Annotated in this window: 17 protein-coding genes and 3 tRNA genes; 12 read left to right on the forward strand and 8 right to left on the reverse strand. The window is 60.3% G+C overall.

The genetic code is table 11. The features are described 5' to 3' along the window. Positions 1 to 45 precede the first annotated feature (45 nt). The 4 genes from AKV04_RS01440 to AKV04_RS01455 all read left to right on the forward strand — a co-directional run bounded on the left by AKV04_RS01440 (position 46) and on the right by AKV04_RS01455 (position 4,273). Positions 46 to 1,401 carry a glutamine synthetase family protein gene (locus AKV04_RS01440; protein ID WP_054004688.1) on the forward strand — a complete coding sequence of 452 codons (1,356 nt, stop codon included), beginning with the start codon at positions 46 to 48 and terminating at the stop codon, positions 1,399 to 1,401. Between the two features lies 1 nt (position 1,402). Further along, positions 1,403 to 2,704, forward strand: coding sequence for an NAD(P)/FAD-dependent oxidoreductase (locus AKV04_RS01445; protein ID WP_054004689.1), 1,302 nt, complete (start codon positions 1,403 to 1,405; stop codon positions 2,702 to 2,704). A gap of 190 nt (positions 2,705 to 2,894) precedes the next feature. Further along, positions 2,895 to 4,112 (forward strand): DegT/DnrJ/EryC1/StrS family aminotransferase, encoded by a 1,218-nt coding sequence (locus tag AKV04_RS01450; RefSeq protein ID WP_054004690.1) that lies wholly within the window; start codon positions 2,895 to 2,897, stop codon positions 4,110 to 4,112. 86 nt (positions 4,113 to 4,198) lie between these two features. Next, positions 4,199 to 4,273: transfer RNA gene (locus AKV04_RS01455), tRNA-Gly, on the forward strand. Positions 4,274 to 4,412: 139 nt separating this feature from the next. Here AKV04_RS01455 and AKV04_RS01460 read toward each other — a convergent pair. The 6 genes from AKV04_RS01460 to AKV04_RS01485 all read right to left on the reverse strand — a co-directional run bounded on the left by AKV04_RS01460 (position 4,413) and on the right by AKV04_RS01485 (position 10,501). Continuing rightward, positions 4,413 to 5,411 (reverse strand): ABC transporter ATP-binding protein, encoded by a 999-nt coding sequence (locus AKV04_RS01460; RefSeq protein WP_054004691.1) that lies wholly within the window; start codon positions 5,409 to 5,411, stop codon positions 4,413 to 4,415. 1 nt (position 5,412) lies between these two features. Beyond that, positions 5,413 to 6,444: a Gfo/Idh/MocA family protein gene (locus AKV04_RS01465; RefSeq protein WP_156317295.1), complete on the reverse strand. Its 1,032-nt coding sequence runs from the start codon at positions 6,442 to 6,444 to the stop codon at positions 5,413 to 5,415. Between the two features lie 11 nt (positions 6,445 to 6,455). Further along, the gene (locus AKV04_RS01470; protein WP_054004692.1) at positions 6,456 to 7,295 is read right to left on the reverse strand and encodes a carbohydrate ABC transporter permease; all 840 of its coding nucleotides are present in this window, start codon (positions 7,293 to 7,295) and stop codon (positions 6,456 to 6,458) included. A gap of 9 nt (positions 7,296 to 7,304) precedes the next feature. Next, positions 7,305 to 8,222, reverse strand: coding sequence for a carbohydrate ABC transporter permease (locus tag AKV04_RS01475; RefSeq protein WP_054004693.1), 918 nt, complete (start codon positions 8,220 to 8,222; stop codon positions 7,305 to 7,307). A gap of 88 nt (positions 8,223 to 8,310) precedes the next feature. Further along, positions 8,311 to 9,570, reverse strand: coding sequence for an ABC transporter substrate-binding protein (locus AKV04_RS01480; protein WP_054004694.1), 1,260 nt, complete (start codon positions 9,568 to 9,570; stop codon positions 8,311 to 8,313). A gap of 34 nt (positions 9,571 to 9,604) precedes the next feature. Then, positions 9,605 to 10,501 carry an N-acetylmuramic acid 6-phosphate etherase gene (locus AKV04_RS01485; protein ID WP_054004695.1) on the reverse strand — a complete coding sequence of 299 codons (897 nt, stop codon included), beginning with the start codon at positions 10,499 to 10,501 and terminating at the stop codon, positions 9,605 to 9,607. Between the two features lie 157 nt (positions 10,502 to 10,658). Here AKV04_RS01485 and AKV04_RS01490 point away from each other — a divergent pair, with 157 nt between their 5' ends. The 5 genes from AKV04_RS01490 (at position 10,659) to AKV04_RS01510 (ending at position 14,670) form a co-directional block, all read left to right on the forward strand. Next, complete coding sequence (locus tag AKV04_RS01490; RefSeq protein ID WP_054004696.1) at positions 10,659 to 11,540, forward strand: BadF/BadG/BcrA/BcrD ATPase family protein; 882 nt, start codon at positions 10,659 to 10,661, stop codon at positions 11,538 to 11,540. Further along, on the forward strand, positions 11,537 to 12,313 hold the full coding sequence (locus AKV04_RS01495; RefSeq protein ID WP_054004697.1) for a GntR family transcriptional regulator: 777 nt from the start codon (positions 11,537 to 11,539) through the stop codon (positions 12,311 to 12,313). The genes AKV04_RS01490 and AKV04_RS01495 overlap by 4 nt, the downstream gene beginning before the upstream one ends. Continuing rightward, the gene (locus tag AKV04_RS01500) at positions 12,310 to 13,341 is read left to right on the forward strand and encodes an SIS domain-containing protein (protein WP_054004698.1); all 1,032 of its coding nucleotides are present in this window, start codon (positions 12,310 to 12,312) and stop codon (positions 13,339 to 13,341) included. Before AKV04_RS01495 ends, AKV04_RS01500 begins: the two co-directional genes overlap by 4 nt. Beyond that, positions 13,338 to 14,465, forward strand: coding sequence for an N-acetylglucosamine-6-phosphate deacetylase (gene nagA / locus AKV04_RS01505; protein WP_054004699.1), 1,128 nt, complete (start codon positions 13,338 to 13,340; stop codon positions 14,463 to 14,465). The genes AKV04_RS01500 and nagA overlap by 4 nt, the downstream gene beginning before the upstream one ends. Before the next feature lie 130 nt (positions 14,466 to 14,595). Beyond that, positions 14,596 to 14,670 (forward strand) — tRNA-Gly (locus tag AKV04_RS01510). 64 nt (positions 14,671 to 14,734) lie between these two features. Here the strand turns inward: AKV04_RS01510 and AKV04_RS01515 are convergent. Continuing rightward, positions 14,735 to 15,016: a DUF2218 domain-containing protein gene (locus AKV04_RS01515; RefSeq protein WP_054004700.1), complete on the reverse strand. Its 282-nt coding sequence runs from the start codon at positions 15,014 to 15,016 to the stop codon at positions 14,735 to 14,737. A gap of 131 nt (positions 15,017 to 15,147) precedes the next feature. On the opposite strand from AKV04_RS01515, the gene AKV04_RS01520 reads away from it, so the two are divergent. From AKV04_RS01520 to AKV04_RS01530, 3 genes are all read left to right on the forward strand, one after another. Continuing rightward, positions 15,148 to 15,221 (forward strand) — tRNA-Cys (locus tag AKV04_RS01520). Positions 15,222 to 15,372: 151 nt separating this feature from the next. Then, the gene (locus tag AKV04_RS01525; protein ID WP_082351479.1) at positions 15,373 to 16,569 is read left to right on the forward strand and encodes a tyrosine-type recombinase/integrase; all 1,197 of its coding nucleotides are present in this window, start codon (positions 15,373 to 15,375) and stop codon (positions 16,567 to 16,569) included. 96 nt (positions 16,570 to 16,665) lie between these two features. Beyond that, the gene (locus tag AKV04_RS01530; RefSeq protein WP_054004702.1) at positions 16,666 to 17,379 is read left to right on the forward strand and encodes a hypothetical protein; all 714 of its coding nucleotides are present in this window, start codon (positions 16,666 to 16,668) and stop codon (positions 17,377 to 17,379) included. Positions 17,380 to 17,394: 15 nt separating this feature from the next. On the opposite strand, the gene AKV04_RS01535 is transcribed toward AKV04_RS01530, so the two are convergent. Further along, positions 17,395 to 18,136, reverse strand: a 742-nt coding sequence (locus AKV04_RS01535) for an IS3 family transposase (protein WP_054004732.1), incomplete at its 5' end; no start/stop codon positions are given.

An 18,136-nucleotide genomic window follows, 5' to 3' on the forward strand; every position in this document is an offset into this window, starting at 1 on the left:
CCCAGCCTCGCCGGGGAATAACCCGACAACCAACAGTGTGAAAAAATGTCCAAATGGACCGACCAACTGCCAGAGGCAGCCCGCAACTACATCGGTGACCGCCGGGTGGATGAAGTCGAATGTGTGATCGGCGACATCGCAGGTGTTGCGCGCGGCAAAGCCATGCCAGCGGCGAAATTCGCCTATCAAACCAACTACTTCCTGCCGAATTCGATCTTCCTGCAAACCATCACCGGCGAGTGGGCCGACAACCCGTTCGATGCCTTCACCGAGCCGGACATGATCTTGGAGCCGGATTTCACCACCGCCACTGCCGCCCCCTGGACAGCCGATGTGACGCTGCAAGTCATCCACGACGCCAAGGACCAAGACGGCAACCTCGTGCCCTTCGCCCCGCGCAACGTGCTGCGCCGGATCATGGACCTGTATGCCGCGCAAGGCTGGACCCCGGTTGTGGCCCCCGAGATGGAGTTTTTCCTGACCGCCCGCAACATCGACCCCAACCAGCCAGTGATCCCGCCGATGGGCCGCTCGGGCCGCAGGGCTGCGGGCAAGCAAGCCTATAGCCTCTCGGCGATTGACGAATACGGCAAGGTGATCGACGATATCTACGACTTTGCCGAGGCGCAAGGCCTTGAAATTGATGGAATCTTGCAAGAAGGCGGCGCTGGCCAGATTGAACTCAATCTCGCCCACGGTGACCCGATCCGTCTGGCCGATGATGTGTTCTTCTTCAAACGCCTGATCCGCGAAGCCGCCCTGCGCCACGATTGTTTCGCCACTTTCATGGCCAAACCCATCGCAGGCGAACCGGGCTCGGCGATGCATATCCACACTTCGGTGGTCGATAGCAAAACCGGCAAGAACATCTTTTCCGACAAAAAGGGCGGCGAGACGGAACATTTCCTGCACTTCATCGCCGGGATGCAAAACCACCTGACCGGGGCCATCGCTTTGCTGGCCCCCTATGTGAACAGCTATCGCCGCTATGTGCCGGATTTTGCAGCCCCGATTAACCTTGAATGGGGCCGCGACAACCGCACCACGGGTATCCGCATCCCGATCAGCAGCCCCGCTGGCCGTCGCGTCGAAAACCGCCTGCCCGGGATGGATTGCAACCCCTACCTTGGCATCGCCGCCACCTTGGCCTGCGGCTATCTTGGCCTGATGGAAAAGAAAAACCCGCGCCCGGAATTCTCCGGTTCCGCCTATATCGACAGCGACGATATTCCGGTCAACCTGGGCGATGCGCTTGACCTGTTGGAAGAAGACAAAGCTTTGTGCGAGGTGATGGGCCCAGAATTCGTCGCGGTTTACGATTCTGTAAAGCGCAATGAATACAAAGAGTTCCTGCAAGTCATCAGCCCTTGGGAACGCGAACATCTGCTGTTGAACGTGTAAGATGAACCTTCTGCACGCCAATGATCAGACGGGGGCCTATCCCCCGTCTTACTACGCCGCCACCCGCACCAATCTCGCCCCTTTCCCGCCCCTGCAAGGCGAGACCCGCGCCGACGTTTGCATCGTCGGCGGCGGCTATACCGGCCTGTCCGCAGCGCTGCATCTGGCCGAAAAGGGCTATGATGTGGTGCTGCTGGAAGCCCATAAACTCGGCTTCGGCGCCTCAGGGCGCAATGGCGGGCAAGTCGGCTCCGGCCAGCGCCAAGATCAGGATTGGATCGAGAAGGCAGTGGGGGCGCAAGCCGCCCATAAGCTATGGGATTTAGCTGAAGAATCAAAGGATTTGGTGAAAAACCTCATCCAAACGCATAACATGCCCGTCAGCTTCCACTCCGGCATCGCCCACGCCTGTTGGACAGAGGCACAGGTCCGCGACAGCCATGCCTATGCCGAAAAACTTTACCGTGACTACGGCTACAACCACCTAGAACCGCTGGACCGCGCAGGCATCCAAGCCCTGATCGGCTCCAAGGTCTACAAAGGCGGCGAGATCGACCATGGCGCGGGCCACCTGCACCCGTTGAACTACGCGCTTGGCCTTGCCGCTGCCGCCGCCAAATCCGGCGCGCGGTTGCACGAACTCTCGGAAGTCACCCAGATCGACCACGGCGCGCAGCCCGTTGTTCACACCGCCCAAGGCCGTGTTCACGCCAAACAGTTAATCCTTGCGGGCAACGGCTATCTCGGCAATCTCGCGCCGAAAGTCGCGGCAAAAGTCATGCCGATCAACAACTTCATCCTCGCCACCGAACCCTTGGGCGACCTTGCCAAAGACATCCTGTCGCAACCCATAGCCGTCGCCGACACCAAATTCGTCGTCAACTATTGGCGTCTGTCCGAAGACAACCGCCTGCTGTTCGGCGGCGGTGAATCCTACGGCTACCGCTTCCCCGACCTGATCAAAACCGTGTCGAAACCGATGCTTCAGGTCTATCCGCAGCTGAAAAACACCCGGATCGACTATGCGTGGGGCGGCACCTTGGCGATCACCATGAACCGGATGCCCTGCTTCACCCGGCCCTATCCCAACACCCTCTCCGCCTCTGGTTATTCCGGTCACGGCGTCGCAATGGCCACCCTTGCGGGCAAAATCCTCGCCGAAGCTACCGCCGCGCAATCCGAGCGTTTCGATCTGATGGCCAGCCTGCCGCAACCGCGCTTCCCCGGCGGCGCTGCCCTGCGCTGGCCGATGCTGGTGTTGGCAATGACATGGTATGCGATGCGCGACCGCCTGGGCCTTTAGAGCGGCTGAAGCCGATTTCATCTCCAAATACCGCCCCCGACAGCGGGGCGGTGTTGCCAAGTCTCTGCTGCAAAGCAAAATCTGCCTGACAAATAGGCGGATTTCGCCCGAAGCCCGCGATTGTCACTAGCCTGTCATAGACCTTACGTTTAAAGCTTTCCTGAAGAAGAGTTTAAGGAAAGCTGTGATCATGGCTGCTGACGGACAAACACGCGCCCCGCAAACCTACGACGCCGAACCGATCCCCGAAGCCGCACGCGCCGAGATTGAACGCCTGCTCAGCTCGGGCGACCTGTTCCGCTACACCGCCGCCGAAGGCGCGCCGGTGGCCCTGCTGGAGCAAGAATTTGCCGACCTGCTAGGAGCCAAATACGCCCTCGCCGTGGCCTCTTGTTCCGCCGCGTTGTTCCTTGCGATCAAAGCGCTCGATCTGCCGCGCGGCGCGAACATCCTGATCCCCGCCTTCACCTTCGCCGCCGTGCCCTCTGCCGTCGTCCATGCCGATTGCACCCCGGTTCTGGTTGAGGTTGGCGAGAATTACCGCGTCGATATGGTGGATTTCGCCGCCAAACTTGACGACGCAGCCGCCGTTCTGATCAGCCACATGCGCGGCCATACCAGCGATATGGACGCGATCATGGCCCTCTGCGATGCCAAGCGCATCCCGGTGATCGAAGACGCCGCCCACTCTTTGGGCACCACTTGGAACGGCAAGAATATCGGCACCATTGGCAAGGTCGGTTGCTTCAGCTTCCAATCCTACAAGCTGGTCAACGCAGGCGAAGGTGGCATCCTGATCACCGATGATCCCGAGATTGCCGCCCGCTGCGTGATCATGTCGGGCGCCTATGAGCAGAACTGGAAGAAGCATCCCGGCATGCAGAACAGCTACATGCTGTGGCAAAACAAGTTGCCGCTCTACAACATGCGGATGCAGAACCTCTCCGCCGCCGTGATCCGCCCGCAACTGCCCGAAGTCGCCACCCGCGTCGCCAAGGGCCGCGCTGGGCATGACCGAGTCGCGGACCAGCTGAACGCCAGCCCGTTCCTGACCGTGCCACCCGCCCTGCCGCCTGAACAGCGCGCGCCCGACTCGATCCAGTTTAACCTCGGCGGGGATTGGACCGACGCGCAGGCTTTCGCCTTCCAAGCCCATGCCAAACAGCGCGGCGTCTCGGTGCAGATCTTTGGTCTGACCGAAGGCAATGCCCGCGCGTTCTGGAACTGGGAATTCCTTGGCCCCGCCCCCGATCTGCCGCAGACCCGTGCGATGTTGATGCGCGCCTGCGACGTCCGCCTGCCAACCCGGCTGACCGAGGCTGAACTCGATTACATCGCCGAGGCGCTGATCCATGCCGCCGCGACGGTGAAAGCCCCGGCCAAAACCGCCGCCATCGCCTCCGCGTAACCGCCACAGATAAATCCGCGCGGCGACTGCATTTTTCCCCTTGCAGCCGCCTCGCCGCTCGCTTATCTCACCGCCATCCGACGGTTGCGGGCGTAGCTCAGGGGTAGAGCATAACCTTGCCAAGGTTAGGGTCGTGAGTTCGAATCTCATCGCCCGCTCCATCGGAAATCCAAAAACCTGCATGAAAAAAGCGCCCTTTCGGGCGCTTTTTGCTGTCTTGATATAAGGTTCCACGCCGCCCCGGCCTTGAGAGGAGCCTCGGGGTTTGTGCTCAAGGCCGGGGCAGCGTGGAGGGTTGCCTCACCGCATCCGCAAACCGCCCGCATCAAACCGGAACGCCCGTGGCGCGTCAGGGGTCAGATACACCGCTTCATCCACCGCGAAATCCTGCTCGCCAAACTGCCGCACCGTCAGCAGGCCATGCGGTTCCGCGCGCACATAGATCAGCGTCTCGCTGCCCAGCTTTTCGACATGGCTGATCCGCCCGGCAATCACCCCTGCATCGCGTGAGATTGCCAGATGCTCGGGCCGCACACCCACCGTCTCGCCCTGCTCGCCCAAAGCCTGCGCCTTCAGGAAGTTCATCTTCGGGCTGCCGATAAAGCCCGCCACGAAAGCATTGTCGGGATCGTTATAGAGATCCATCGGCCGCCCAACTTGTTCGACCCGCCCCGCATTCAGCACCACAATCTTATCGGCCAAGGTCATCGCCTCGACCTGATCATGCGTCACATAGACCATGGTGGCCTTCAACTCGCGGTGCAGCCGCGCAATCTCGATCCGCGTGTTCACCCGCAACGCCGCATCCAAATTCGACAACGGCTCGTCGAACAGGAACAGCTTCGGCGTGCGCACAATCGCGCGGCCAATCGCCACCCGCTGGCGCTGCCCGCCCGACAACTCGGCGGGGCGGCGATCCAGCAGCGCATCCAGCGACAGCATGCCACTCGCCCGCGCCACACTTTGCGCCACCTGCGCCGCCGTTGACCCCGCCTGCTTCAGCCCCAGCCCCATATTGTCGCGCACCGTCAGATGCGGGTAAAGCGCGTAGGATTGGAACACCATCGCGATCTCGCGCTTGCTGGGCGGGGTGTTGTTCACCGAAACCCCGTCGATTTTGATCTCACCTCCGCTGGAGTCCTCCAGCCCCGCGATGATCCGCAGCAGCGTCGATTTCCCACAGCCCGAGGGGCCGACAAACACGCAGAATTCGCCGTCTTCCACCGTCAAATTGACGCCCTTGATTACGTCTGTCGCACCAAAGCTTTTGGTAACATTGGAAAGGGTCAGATTGCCCATTTCAGGCTCCTAGCTTGACAGGTTGGCCGGATCGCACGCTTTCGTCCGCCGCAAGGCAGATCGCCAAAGATTGCACCGCATCATTCATATGCCGGGTCAGGTCGAGATCTTCCGTGATCGCGCGGGCCACATAAGCCGCCTCACGGTCGCAGAGTTCCTGATGCCCCGGCTCATCCGCCATCGAAATATCGGTATCGCCCGTCGCCACCTTATGCACCCGCAGCAACGAGGTTTTGGTGTGAGTGTCGATATCATCCGAGCGTGCCGACTCCGGCATGCGGATCGAAACCGCGCCATTCGGGCTGACCACATCTTTGACGAAAAATGCGGTATCCGACATCATCGGCCCCCAGCCGGCCTCATACCAGCCTAACGAGCCATCGGCGAAAATCACCTGAAAATGCCCGTAGTTATACATATCCGGCGCGATATCCTGCGCCAGCCGCAGCCCCATGCCGCGCACTTCTACGGGCTGCGCATCGGTGATCTGGCACATCACATCGACATAATGCACGCCGCAATCGACAATCGGCGGCGTGGTCTGCATCAGCGCCTTATGCACCTCCCACGTTGGCCCCGAGGACTGCTGATTGAGGTTCAAACGGAACACATACGGCCCGCCCAACGCCCGCGCCTCGGCAATCAGCCGGATCCAACTCGGATGATGCCGCAGGATATAGCCGACCACCACCTTGCGCCCCGTCTCAACCGCCATCGCCTGCACCCGCCGCGCGTCGGCCACGGTGGTGGCCAGCGGTTTTTCGACAAACACATCCGCCCCCGCAGCCATAGCCGCACAAGCATACTCGGCGTGACTGTCGGAATAGGTCGCCACGCAAACCAGATCGGGCTTTAGTGCCGCCAAAGCCTGCGCATAATCGGTCAGCAGCGAATAGCCCTGCAACTCGGCAGGCAGATCGACCTTCGAGCGGTTCACCAACCCTATAATCTCAAACGCCGGATCGTTGTGATAGGCAAGCGCATGGCTGCGGCCCATATTGCCGAGGCCCGCGACGAGAACTTTGATGGTCATTGAACAGGTCCCTATTTAACTGCGCCAGCGGTGATGCCGCGAATAAGTTGGCGCGAGAAGATCAAATACAGCACCAGCACTGGCAGAATTGCCAAACTCAGCGCCGCCAGCACCGCGTTCCAATCCGTCACAAACTGGCCAATGAACACCTGACTGCCCAAAGTGATGGTTTTGGTGCTTTCCGCAGGCGCTAGGATCAACGGAAACCACAGATCGTTCCAGATCGGGATCATGGTAAACACCGCCACCGTCGCCATCGCCGGCCGGATCAGCGGCAGCACCAGCCGGAAGAAAATGCGATACTCCGACAGCCCATCAATCCGCCCGGCATTTTTCAGATCATCCGACACCTGCCGCATGAATTCCGACAGGATGAACACCGCCAAAGGCAACCCCTGCGCAGTATACACCAGCACCAGCGACGTCAGCGTATTCACCAACCCGCTTGCCACCATCAGCTGCAAGATCGCCACCGTGCCCAGCCGGATCGGGATCATAATGCCCAACGCCAGATACAGGCCCACCATGGTATTGGCCTTAAAGCGATACTCCGACAGCGCAAACGCCGCCATCGCGCCAAACAGCAGCACGAAGAACAAGCTGCCCACGGTGACGGTCATCGAGTTCAGGAAATACTGAAAGAAATCGCCCTGTTTCAGCACGGTTTTGAAACCGACCCAATCCAAAGTCTCGGCATTGGGCAGCGCAAGCGGATGCGCAAAGATCGCCTTTCGCGATTTGAACGCGTTGATCACGATGACAAACACCGGAAACAACGCGATCAACGTGTAGGTGATCAGCACGGCATGAGCGGCCACGCTGCGGGCGGGGGAATGGCGTGAGACGGACATGATCCCCCCTTAAAACTGATAGCGGCGCAGCCGCGTTTGGATGGCGAACAGATAGATGCAGACGCCGATCAGGATGATGAAGAACATCGCGGTCGCAATCGTCGCCCCCATGTTCTGATCACCCAGTTGCAACTGAAAGCCGAAGAAGGTGCGATAGAGGAACGTGCCCAGAATATCGGTGGCAAAATTCGGCCCCGCCAGCGCGCCTTGCGCCGAATAGATCAGATCGAAAGCATTGAAATTGCCGACAAAAGTCAGGATAGAAATAATCCCGATGCTCGGCAGGATCAGCGGCAGCTTGATCTTCCAGAACTGCGACGCCCCGGTGACGCCGTCCATCTCAGCAGCCTCAATCACCTCCTCGGGGATGCTCAAAAGCGCCGCATAAATCAGCATCATCGGAATACCGACAAACTGCCAAACCGAGATCAGCGCCAAGGTGGTCAGCGCATAGGCCTCTTTCCCAAGCCACGGCGCGAACAGGGATTTCAGCCCCACCGCGTTCAGCAAATCCGGCGCCACGCCCCAGATCGGCGACAGCATCAGCTTCCAGACAAAACCCACCACAACGAAACTCAAGATCGTCGGGATGAAAATCGCCGTGCGGTAAAACGCAGCCCCACGCAGCCGCGGGTTCGACAAGATCGCCGCCAGCAAAATCCCAATCGGGTTCTGCACCAGCATATGCACGATGAAGAACCAGGTGTTATTGCCCAAAGCATTCCAGAAACTCGCCGACCAGCGCGGATCACCGAACAGCGTGCGGAAATTCCCCAAGCCGTTGAACTGCGACACCCGATCCACCTTGGTGAACAAAGACAGGTTCAGCGTCGCGAACAAGGGGATGATCATGATGGCGGTGTAGACCAGCACCGCGGGCGCCAGAAACACCAGAATATGCCAGCGGAAGGGTTTGCGGTCGGACATGCGTTCGGCCTTTGCGTTTGCAGGGAAAGCGCCAAGCAGGGGTCCGGGGGGCGCTGTAGCCCCCCGGCGTTTTCAATCAAGCGCAGGCTTACTTGGCCTTCTGCGGCGCGTACCAACTGGCCAAGCCCTCTTGCAGACGGGCAGCAGCGGCTTCCGGCGTCTCGGTGCCCTTGATCACATTGGCCGAGGCGTTCCAGGTCTCATTCTCGAGGTTCGGCGTGCCACGCGACAAGATCTGATAGGTCGAGCGGATCGACGATTGGCACTTGCTGCGCCACGAGACGAACTCTTGCGCCAGCGGATCTTCCATCGCAACCGGGGTCGAGTTCAGGCTAAAGAAGCCCGGCAGCGCGTTGGCATACATCGTGGCGAACTCGGGCGAGCCCACCCATTCCAAGAACTTCTTGGTTTCATCGGGATGCGCGGTTTTCGCATTCATCCCCAGCGCGATATCGGTGTGATCTGAGATATAGCAGGTATCGCCTGCCGCTTGCACCGGCGGCGGGAATGCCCCCATTTTGAACGTCGCTTGCTTGTTAAAGCCCGAGATTTCCCACGAACCCGCCGGATAGATCGCAGCGCGGCCCAAGGTGAACAGGTTCTGGCTGTCCGGATAAGTCTGCGCTTCAAACCCGTCGCCGAGATAATCCTTCCAGCGCGCAAGCTCGGTGAACGGGGCCACCCAATCGGCATCGGTCAGCTTCTGCGTGCCTGCGATCAGCGCCAAACGGCCTTCCTCACCCTTCCAATAGTTCGGCCCGATGTTGTTATAGCCCATCGTCGCGGCTTCCCACTGGTCGTTGGTGCCCATCGCCATCGGGATATAGGTGCCATCGGCCTTGATCTTGTCCAGCGCCGCGAAGAACTCGTCACGCGTGGTCGGCACTGCAATGCCAAGTGCATCAAACGCGTCTTTGTTGTAGATGAAACCGTGGATCACCGAGGCCATCGGCACGCAGAACGTCGCCGCCCCATCATCCGTCTGCCAAGCCGATTTAGCCACCGGCGAGAAATTCGCCATCGCCGCCAAGCTGGTCAGGTCCGCCAGATTGCCCTTCTTGTAAAGCTCCAGCGAGGCATCAAACGGACGGCAGGTCACCAGATCGCCCGCCGATCCCGCATCCAACTTCGAGTTCAGCACCGCATTGTATTCCGCCGGAGCCGTCGGCGCGAACACCACTTTGATACCGGGATTGGCGGCCTCAAACGCCGGAATGATGGTGTCTTGCCAGATCAGCACATCGTCATTGCGCCAGGATTCGATGGTCAGCGTCACATCCTCGGCATAGGCCGCACTTGCCAGCAGAGTGCTGGCCAGCAGAGCGCCGATCAATTTGGTCTTGGTCATGGGAATCTCCCTTTGTTGGTTAAAATCACCGGCTTCAGTTGCCGTTTTTATCGCTGCGTGCGATCGCCGCGCGCAGATTTCCTTTGGTCTCGCTCAATAAAGCCAGCGCCGTCTCTGGCGCCTGCCCCAATGCAATCAGCACCGCGGATTTCACCGCACCCTGCCCCATCACCAAGGCCTGCGCTGCCAGCAGTTCATCCACCGCCGCGATCCGCGCCACCATCGTGGCCGCCCGCGCGCGCAGCTTGTCATTATCCGCCACCAGCCCAACCATCATGCCATCATGCACTTGGCCCAAGCGTATTCCCATCAGCGTTGACATCATATTCAACGCCACCTTCTGCGCCGTCCCAGCCCCCATCCGGGTCGAGCCTGCAATCACTTCTGGCGGTGTTGGCAAACAAATCGCCACATCGGCATGGTCAAACAGCTTGGCCCCAACCGCATTGGCAATCCCGATCACCGCAGCCCCGCGCGCCCGCGCCGCCTTGGCCACAGCCAGAGCATAAGGCGTGCCGCCCGAAGCCGTCACCGCAATCACCACATCACCCGCGCGCAAAATCTCTGCCGCCCGCATGCCTTCATCAGCGTCATCCTCGGTATCGCCCGGCATCCGCGCATCTACTGGCAAACCACCCGCCATCAAAAGCAGCACCCGGTCCGCCGAAACACCAAACGTCCCGCCCAGTTCCAGCCCATCCGCCACCGCCATCAGCGCCGAAGATCCCGCCCCGGCATAAACCAGCCGCCCATCCGCCAGCAAAGCGTCAGCCATCAACATCGCCGCCGCCTCAATCTGCGGCAAAGCCGAGCTGACCGCTTGCACAGCAGAGGCCTGAGCCGCCAACAAATGCCCCAACACCGCCGCACCGGGTAGCGTGTCCAAGCCGATTGCGGCAGGATGCAGAAGTTCCGTTACAGGCAGCGTCATCCGAATCTCCCTCGATCCTGTCATGAGATACCTATTCAATACCTCTTGTCCAATAAAATCTTCTCAGTCCGATAAATTCACGCTTTATCCGCTTTTTCCACCCATTTATGAAAATAAAACCGTTGCATTTTTTTAAAGGTATCATAATGGTATCTGAATGGCACAGATAGAATCCCTCTTGATCGGCCCCATGCTGATCGGTATCGACGGCGGCGGCACTTCCTGCCGGGCCGCCCTGTTGGCAGGCCCAAACACCCGATATGACGTGGTCTTAGGCCCAGCCAATGTCTCCACCGATTTTGACGCAGCGCTGGCCACCATCAACGCCGCTTTGGCGCAACTGGCCGAGCGCGCGGGCCTGAGCATGGCCGACCTCTCCACCGCCACCACCCATCTCGGCCTCGCCGGGGTGATGAGCCCCGCCATCGCCGCCCGCGTCGCAGCCCACCTGCCCTTCGCGCATGTCACCGTCACCGACGACCGCCCCACCACAATCGCCGGAGCGCTAGGCGAAGCCGACGGCGCGCTGGCCGCCATCGGCACCGGATCGTTCATCGGGCGGCAGGTCGCAGGCAAAATCCACGGCGTCGGCGGCTGGGGCTTTTACATCGGCGATCAAGCCTCGGGCGCATGGCTTTTGCGCCGCTGCCTTGAGGAAGTCATGCTGGCGGTGGACGGCTTCGCCGCCCACACCGACCTCAGCCGCGCTATCCTGAAAGAACATGGCGATGATCCGGGGCAAATCGTGATGTTCTCGCTGAACTCGCAGCCCTCCGACTATGCCCGCCTCGCCCGCGATGTCGTCGCCGCCGCCGAAGCGGGCGATCCGCTCGGTGCGCGCCTGATGCAAGAAGGGGCCGCCTATATCCGCAAGGCACTCAAAGTCGTCGGCTGGAACCCCACCGAAGCCCTCTGCCTCACCGGCGGCCTCGGCCCCGCCTATGCCCACTGGCTAGACCTGCCCACCATTGCCGCCAAAGGCACGGCGCTGGACGGTGCGCTTGCACTGGCCGCCCGCGCATCGGGGGCGGCACGATGAACGTCGCCGAATTTCTCAGCCCGCAACTTTGGCTCAATCCCGCCGCAGGCCCGCTCTATGTGCAACTGCGCAAGCGCTTGGAAAGCGGCATCGAAAGCGGTTTTCTCGCCCCCGACACGCTTTTGCCACCCGAACGCGAGATCGCCGCGCTCACCGACACCTCCCGCGTCACCGTGCGTAAGGCGATTGCCGATCTGGTCGACAAGGGCATTGTCCTGCAAAAGCAAGGCTCTGGCAGCTACATCGCCCCCCGCCAAAGCCGGGTGCAGCAATCCCTGTCGCGCCTGACCTCGTTCACCGAAGACATGGCCCGGCGCGGCCTGACCTCTGAATCCCGCTGGTTGGAACGCGGCCTGTTCCTGCCCACCCCCGAAGAAGTCATGGCCCTCGGCCTCGCCGCACAAGACCGCGTCGCCCGGCTGGAACGCGTCCGCACCATCGACGGCCAGCCGATGGCGATTGAACGCGCCTCGCTCTCCACCAGCATCCTGCCTGACCCCACCTCGGTCGAACGCTCGCTCTATGCCACCCTCACCGCGCGCGGCCACCGCCCGGTGCGCGCCGTACAACGTATCTCTGCCGCCAATCTGGGCAAGCGCGACGCCGATCTGCTGCATGTGCCCGTGGGCGCTGCTGGCCTGCGCATTGAGCGGATTTCCTATCTCGCAAGCGGAGCCGTGGTGGAATTCACCCGCTCGATCTATCGCGGCGATGCCTATGATTTTGCAGCCGAACTTCAAATCGGCCCCGAAGACGAAGGACCAAGCGCATGACCGAACTTGAAACCCACATGGCCCGCGAAGTGGCCGAAATCCCCGAAGCCGCCCAGCGCTTCCTGACTGAAAGCGCCGCCCAAGTCCAAGCCGCCGCCGCAGCGATGCGCCAAGCCAACCCCCAGTTGATCGTCACCGTCGCGCGTGGCTCGTCCGATCACGCCGCCACCTACCTGAAATACGCCGTCGAACTCCTTGCAGGCATCCCGGTCGCCTCGGTCGGTCCCTCCATCGCCTCGATCTATGGCCGCCCCTTGCATCTGGCAAACGCCGCCTGCATCGGCATTTCGCAATCCGGCAAAAGCCCCGACATCGTGGCAATGACCGAAGCCGCCCGCGCAGGCGGTGCCCTAACCATCGCCATCACCAACTTCGCCGATGCCCCAATGGCGCAAGCCGCCGCGCATTGCCTGCCCCTCGCCGCAGGTGAGGAGAAAAGCGTCGCCGCCACCAAAACCTTCGTCAGTTCCGTGGTCGCAGGCCTTGCGCTGCTGGCCGAGTGGCAAAACGACGCCGACCTGCGCAAAGCCGTCGCCGACCTGCCCCGCGCCTTCGCCGAGGCGCTTAAACAAGACTGGTCCGCCCTCTCCAATCGCCTCTCGCGCGCGCAACAAGCCTTCGTGCTGGGCCGTGGCCCCGGCTTTGCCATCGCCTCCGAGGTGGCGCTAAAGTTCAAGGAAACCTGCGGCCTCCACGCCGAAGGCTATTCCGCAGCCGAAGTCCTGCACGGCCCCTCTGCCATCGTGCAAGAACGCTTCCCGGTACTGGCCCTCGCCGTCGAAGATGCCGCCCAGCCGCAAATCATCGCCACAGCTGAGCGTCTCGCCGCCCAAGGTGCCGATGTCTTCATCACTGGCGCGCCTGCAAAAGGCTGCACCACCCTGCCCGCCGCCCGCGGCCTGCACCCCCTCGTCGCCCCCCTCGTCACCGGCGTCAGCTTTTACCACTTTGTCGAACAACTCGCCCGCCGCCGCGGTTTCGACCCCGACACCCCGCCGCATCTGCGCAAAGTGACGCAAACGCTATGACCCGCCTGATCCTCACCGCCCCGCAAGTGTTCGACGGCACCGAAATGCGGCCCGATCATGCCGTGGTGATCGAGGCAGGCGAGATCGCCGCCCTCCTGCCCATCACCCAAGCCCCCGACGGCCCACGCCAAACCCTCAGCGGCACCCTCGCCCCCGGCCTGATTGATCTGCAAGTCAACGGTGGTGCGGGGATCATGCTCGACGGCACCGCCACCGTCCAAAGCATCGCCACCATCTGCGCCGCCCACGCCCGCCTTGGCGCGACGGGTATCTTGCCCACCCTGATCACCGACACGCCCGCCGCCACCACCGCCGTGATCGCCGCAGGCATCGCCGCCGCAAAGGCCAAAACCCCCGGCTTTCTCGGCCTGCATCTTGAAGGCCCCCACCTCGACCCCAAACGCCAAGGTGCCCACGACCCCGCGCTGATCCGCCCAATGACCGACGCCGATCTGGCCGAACTCTGCGCCGCCGCCGCCCAGCTTCCCGCCCTGATGCTGACCCTCGCCCCCGCCTCGGTCACGCTCGCCCAAATCACAAAACTGACCCAAGCCGGAGCGATAATCTCCCTCGGCCACACCGAATCCACCTACGACCAAGCCACCGCCGCCACCAAAGCCGGTGCGGCTTGCGTCACCCATCTGTTCAACGCCATGTCGCAACTCGGCAACCGCGAACCCGGCCTTGTCGGCGCAGTGCTGTCGGGCAGCCTGCATGCAGGCCTGATCGCCGACGGGTTGCATGTGCATCCCGCCACCCTGCGCACAGCCCTCGCTGCCCGCCCAGACGGCCTGTTCCTCGTCTCCGACGCCATGGCAGTCGCAGGCACCGACCTCACCGCATTCACCCTCGGCAGTCGCAAAATCCTGCGCCAAAAGGGCCGCCTGCTGCTGTCAGATGGCACCCTCGCCGGAGCCGACCTCAGCCTGCCGCAAGCCATAGCCTTCCTGATCACCCAACTCGGCCAATCCCCCACGCGGGCCATAGCGATGGCCACCCGCATCCCCGCCCGCTTGATTGGTGCCGACGCAGGTGCAATCCGCCCCGGCACCGCCGCCGATCTGGTGCATTTCGATGCCAACTGGGGCCTCAACACAGTCTGGCAAAACGGCAACCGCCTCTGACGCCCCAACCCACCAGCAGCGCCGCCGCCTCAAGCCGCCTAACCCACTCTTTGCCAAACTCACCGCGAGTTTCCCCCGAATTAGCCCTTGCACCGCCCCCCACACCTCGCTAAATACCCGGCTACGGAGTGCGGGCGTAGCTCAGGGGTAGAGCATAACCTTGCCAAGGTTAGGGTCGTGAGTTCGAATCTCATCGCCCGCTCCAGTATCAAAAAGGCCGCTCATCCGAGCGGCCTTTTTGATTTTTTACAGGCCCGATTTGATCGCGCTCAATCCTGCCACTCCATCGCGGTAAACCCTTCACGAAACGCAAACCGCTCCAGATGCTTATCAATCACCGATTTTGTATCCGCCCGCCAATCATCGACCACCTCGGCAAACCGCACCTCAAACGCCTCCGCCGTGGTACGCACCTCGGCCACGCCCAAAGTAAACGGAAGCCGCCCAGAGGTTTCATCAAAACTGACCTCAATCTTATGAGCAAAATGCTTGCACAACTGCTGCAAGTATTTCGAGGCGTTCGGCGTGGCAAAGGTTCCAACAAACTGCATCACAGCGCTTTATCTGACTGTTTCACTCAGAATATACGCCCACAACGCCGCCAACCACAACCCGCAGCCGCCAAAACCCGATAAACCCCTTGCACCCCCCGCCCATATCCCCTATCTCACCCAAACCTTGAGGCGGGTGGGCAGGCAGGCTATGCGCTGGATTGCAAATCCATGTAGATCGGTTCGATTCCGATACCCGCCTCCAGGGATGCCCCACAGCCCATCTTCTCAATAGAAAATTGAATAAAATCAATCTTCGCGGTATTGTTGCGTCTCAGTGCGCCCCCATGCGTCTCAAAACTTGACGGTAAATCTGACGGTAGAGGAAAAAGGGGCTATACCGTCAGGAGGATGCAGTGCCGCTTACAGATATTGCGTGCAGATCAGCAAAGCCAGAATCGAAGCCGCGTAAGCTTGCGGACATGGCGGGGCTGTATCTCTATATCAGCCCCACAGGCTCTAAAACTTGGCGTGTCGATTACCGGCATAAGTCTAAGCGGAAAACGGCAACGCTAGGCAGGTATCCCGATGTTGGCTTGGCGACGGCGCGCGCCTTGCGCGATGATCTGAAGCGAAGCCTCGCTAAAGGTGAAGACCCGACACAACCGCCCGCTGATACTGAGCCGCAACATACCTTCGCCCAAGTCTCGAACGAATGGCTAGAAGCGCAGCGGCGCGCTTGGACTGAGGTTCATTGGGAACGCATCGCTACCCGGCTGCGCCGCGACGTGTTTCCAGAAATCGGCAAGTTGGATATTGCGACCATTGAAGCCCCTCACCTGCTTAAAGTCATTCGCGCGGTAGAAGACCGAGGGGCTCAGGATATTGCCGCGCGCATCCTGCAAACCGTCGGCGCAATCTTCCGATATGGGCTGGCCTCTGGTTACTGTCGCCGCGATCCTAGCGGCGATCTTCGTGGCGCACTCAAACCCGCCCCTAAACGTCAGCACATGGCTGCAGTGAGCGCGCGTGATATGCCGGCGTTTCTTGTGAGCCTGCGCAATGCAGACTGTGAGCCGCAGACTCGACTAGGGTTGCTGCTGATAATTCACACGGCGCTTCGCACTCGGGAAGTCAGGTTTGCAACATGGCCCGAAATTGACTGGCAGGAAAAGGTTTGGCGCATTGCTGGCGAAAGAATGAAGATGGGCCAAGATCACGTTATTCCCTTAAGCGACCAAACGATTGAAATTCTCAAACAGCTTCAGGCCTTAAGGGGTGGTTCGGACTGGATTGTACCGGGTGACAATGGCAACGCCTGCTCTGAGAATCGGTTTTTGTATCTTATGTATCGACTCGGAAAACATTCTAAAGCCACGGTTCATGGATTCCGTTCGACATTTTCAACCCTCTGCAATGAAAGCGAATTGTGGAGTGCCGACTCAATCGAAAAAGCATTGGCCCACATGCCAAAAAATGCAGTTCGCGCGGCGTATTACAGGGGCAATCGTTTAGAAGAAAGGCGCCGCCTCATGCAGTGGTGGAGTGATTGGCTAATTGATGCCGAGAAACGCGGAAAATCACCTACTGATGTAAGCGACCTGCTGGCATAGTTTCACTTCAAATGTGAAAATACCGTTAAATTTCAATAGCTTGATTCATGATAGCGTAGCCCATATGTTAGGGCTGCGACCGTTTCTTGTTTCGGCATGGTGCTTGAAAAGGAAAAGGCCGCCGGCCTGGCAGCCGACGACCTTAAAGGTATTTACATGTCCGACTATAGCGGCGCGCGCAGCGCGATTCAATCCCCCACCTCCACGAGTCTTGCCGACCTGCTTTGCGATGATGCCCCCAAACGCAATAGCGATCTAGGGTGGCTACTCGAAACCCGGCCCGCAAGCGTCTTTTCCAATTTGGCAAACCGTCCGCTTTGGACCGCATGGCGTGAAGAAGAACGGGGCGACAAGAAGACAAAGGTTCCCTATCGTTCTGTTGCGTCAAGGTCTGCCGCCGATGATCGGGCAACCTGGATCACACGCGAAGCCGCTGGGGTAGTTGCTGCAAAACTTGACAGTATAGGCCTCAAAGGGGTTGGCATCTTTCTTGGTGGCAGCGGCAGCGTGTCGATGGCAGGGATTGATTTAGACTCCTGCTATGACGCAACCACGCAGGCGACTGAACTTTGGGCTCAGGAAGTGATTGACCGCTTCGGCTCATATGCCGAGATCAGCCCCAGCGGAACGGGCATTAAGCTGTTTTTCGACTATGCCACCGCCGATATTGAAGCGCTTCGCGCTGCAATGGCAACGCAGTGGACTAAGGCATGGTCGCGCGGTTCCCATGTTGAAATTGCACTACACCTTGGCGGCCGATATTTTGCCGTTACTGATCAGCACTGCCGGAATACACCCCACGAAGTTTGAATAGCCCCGAGTTTCCTAGACACCTTGCAGCTTCAGTTTTTGCTGCTGCTCGAATGCGATCGGCGACAGCATTCCGTTCCTAACGTGTTTGCGCTGCGGGTTGTAGAAGAACTCGATGTAGTCGAACACATCCTGGCGGGCTTCTTTGCGGGTTTTATACTTTCTTCGGCGGATGCGTTCGCGTTTGAGCAGGTTGAAGAAGCTTTCGGCGACGGCGTTGTCCCAGCAGTTGCCACGTCGGCTCATGCTTTGCGTCAGATTGTGCTGTTCGAGGAACTCCTGCCACTCATAGCTGGTGAACTGTGAGCCTTGGTCGGAATGCACTTGGACTTTGGTCTTCGGTTTGCGGCGCCAGACGGCCATCAGAAGGGCTTGCAACGGCAGATCCGTATAGGTCCGACCCTGCATGGACCACCCAACAACACGCCTAGAAAATAGATCGATGACAACTGCGAGATAAACGAAGCCCTCGTGGGTGCGGATGTAGGTGATATCTGTGACCCAGAACTGGTCCGGAGCGTCGACATCAAACTCTCGGTTCAAGGTGTTGTCGGCCACGACCGCAGGGCTGCCGCCGTAAGAGCCAGGCTTCTTTTTGTAACCAATCTGGGCCCTTATCCCTGCTAGACGCGCCAAACGCCAAGCCCTGTTGGGGCTGATGTCTGCGCCCATGTCGCACAGATCATCATGCAACTTGCGGTATCCATAGACCTCGCCGCTGTCATCCCAAGCCTGCTTCAACAGCACCGTTTGGCGC

This window comes from Cypionkella psychrotolerans, from assembly GCF_001294535.1.
GTDB classification, from domain to species: domain Bacteria; phylum Pseudomonadota; class Alphaproteobacteria; order Rhodobacterales; family Rhodobacteraceae; genus Cypionkella; species Cypionkella psychrotolerans.

Coding starts and splice junctions, on each gene's coding strand:
- AKV04_RS01490 (WP_054004696.1), top strand. CDS start 10,659: ATGGCACAGATAGAATCCCTCTTGATCGGCCCCATGCTGATCGGTATC.
- AKV04_RS01465 (WP_156317295.1), bottom strand. CDS start 6,444: ATGACCATCAAAGTTCTCGTCGCGGGCCTCGGCAATATGGGCCGCAGC.
- AKV04_RS01500 (WP_054004698.1), top strand. CDS start 12,310: ATGACCGAACTTGAAACCCACATGGCCCGCGAAGTGGCCGAAATCCCC.
- AKV04_RS01445 (WP_054004689.1), top strand. CDS start 1,403: ATGAACCTTCTGCACGCCAATGATCAGACGGGGGCCTATCCCCCGTCT.
- AKV04_RS01515 (WP_054004700.1), bottom strand. CDS start 15,016: ATGCAGTTTGTTGGAACCTTTGCCACGCCGAACGCCTCGAAATACTTG.
- AKV04_RS01460 (WP_054004691.1), bottom strand. CDS start 5,411: ATGGGCAATCTGACCCTTTCCAATGTTACCAAAAGCTTTGGTGCGACA.
- AKV04_RS01485 (WP_054004695.1), bottom strand. CDS start 10,501: ATGACGCTGCCTGTAACGGAACTTCTGCATCCTGCCGCAATCGGCTTG.
- AKV04_RS01450 (WP_054004690.1), top strand. CDS start 2,895: ATGGCTGCTGACGGACAAACACGCGCCCCGCAAACCTACGACGCCGAA.
- AKV04_RS01480 (WP_054004694.1), bottom strand. CDS start 9,570: ATGACCAAGACCAAATTGATCGGCGCTCTGCTGGCCAGCACTCTGCTG.
- nagA (WP_054004699.1), top strand. CDS start 13,338: ATGACCCGCCTGATCCTCACCGCCCCGCAAGTGTTCGACGGCACCGAA.
- AKV04_RS01470 (WP_054004692.1), bottom strand. CDS start 7,295: ATGTCCGTCTCACGCCATTCCCCCGCCCGCAGCGTGGCCGCTCATGCC.
- AKV04_RS01440 (WP_054004688.1), top strand. CDS start 46: ATGTCCAAATGGACCGACCAACTGCCAGAGGCAGCCCGCAACTACATC.
- AKV04_RS01475 (WP_054004693.1), bottom strand. CDS start 8,222: ATGTCCGACCGCAAACCCTTCCGCTGGCATATTCTGGTGTTTCTGGCG.
- AKV04_RS01495 (WP_054004697.1), top strand. CDS start 11,537: ATGAACGTCGCCGAATTTCTCAGCCCGCAACTTTGGCTCAATCCCGCC.
- AKV04_RS01530 (WP_054004702.1), top strand. CDS start 16,666: ATGGTGCTTGAAAAGGAAAAGGCCGCCGGCCTGGCAGCCGACGACCTT.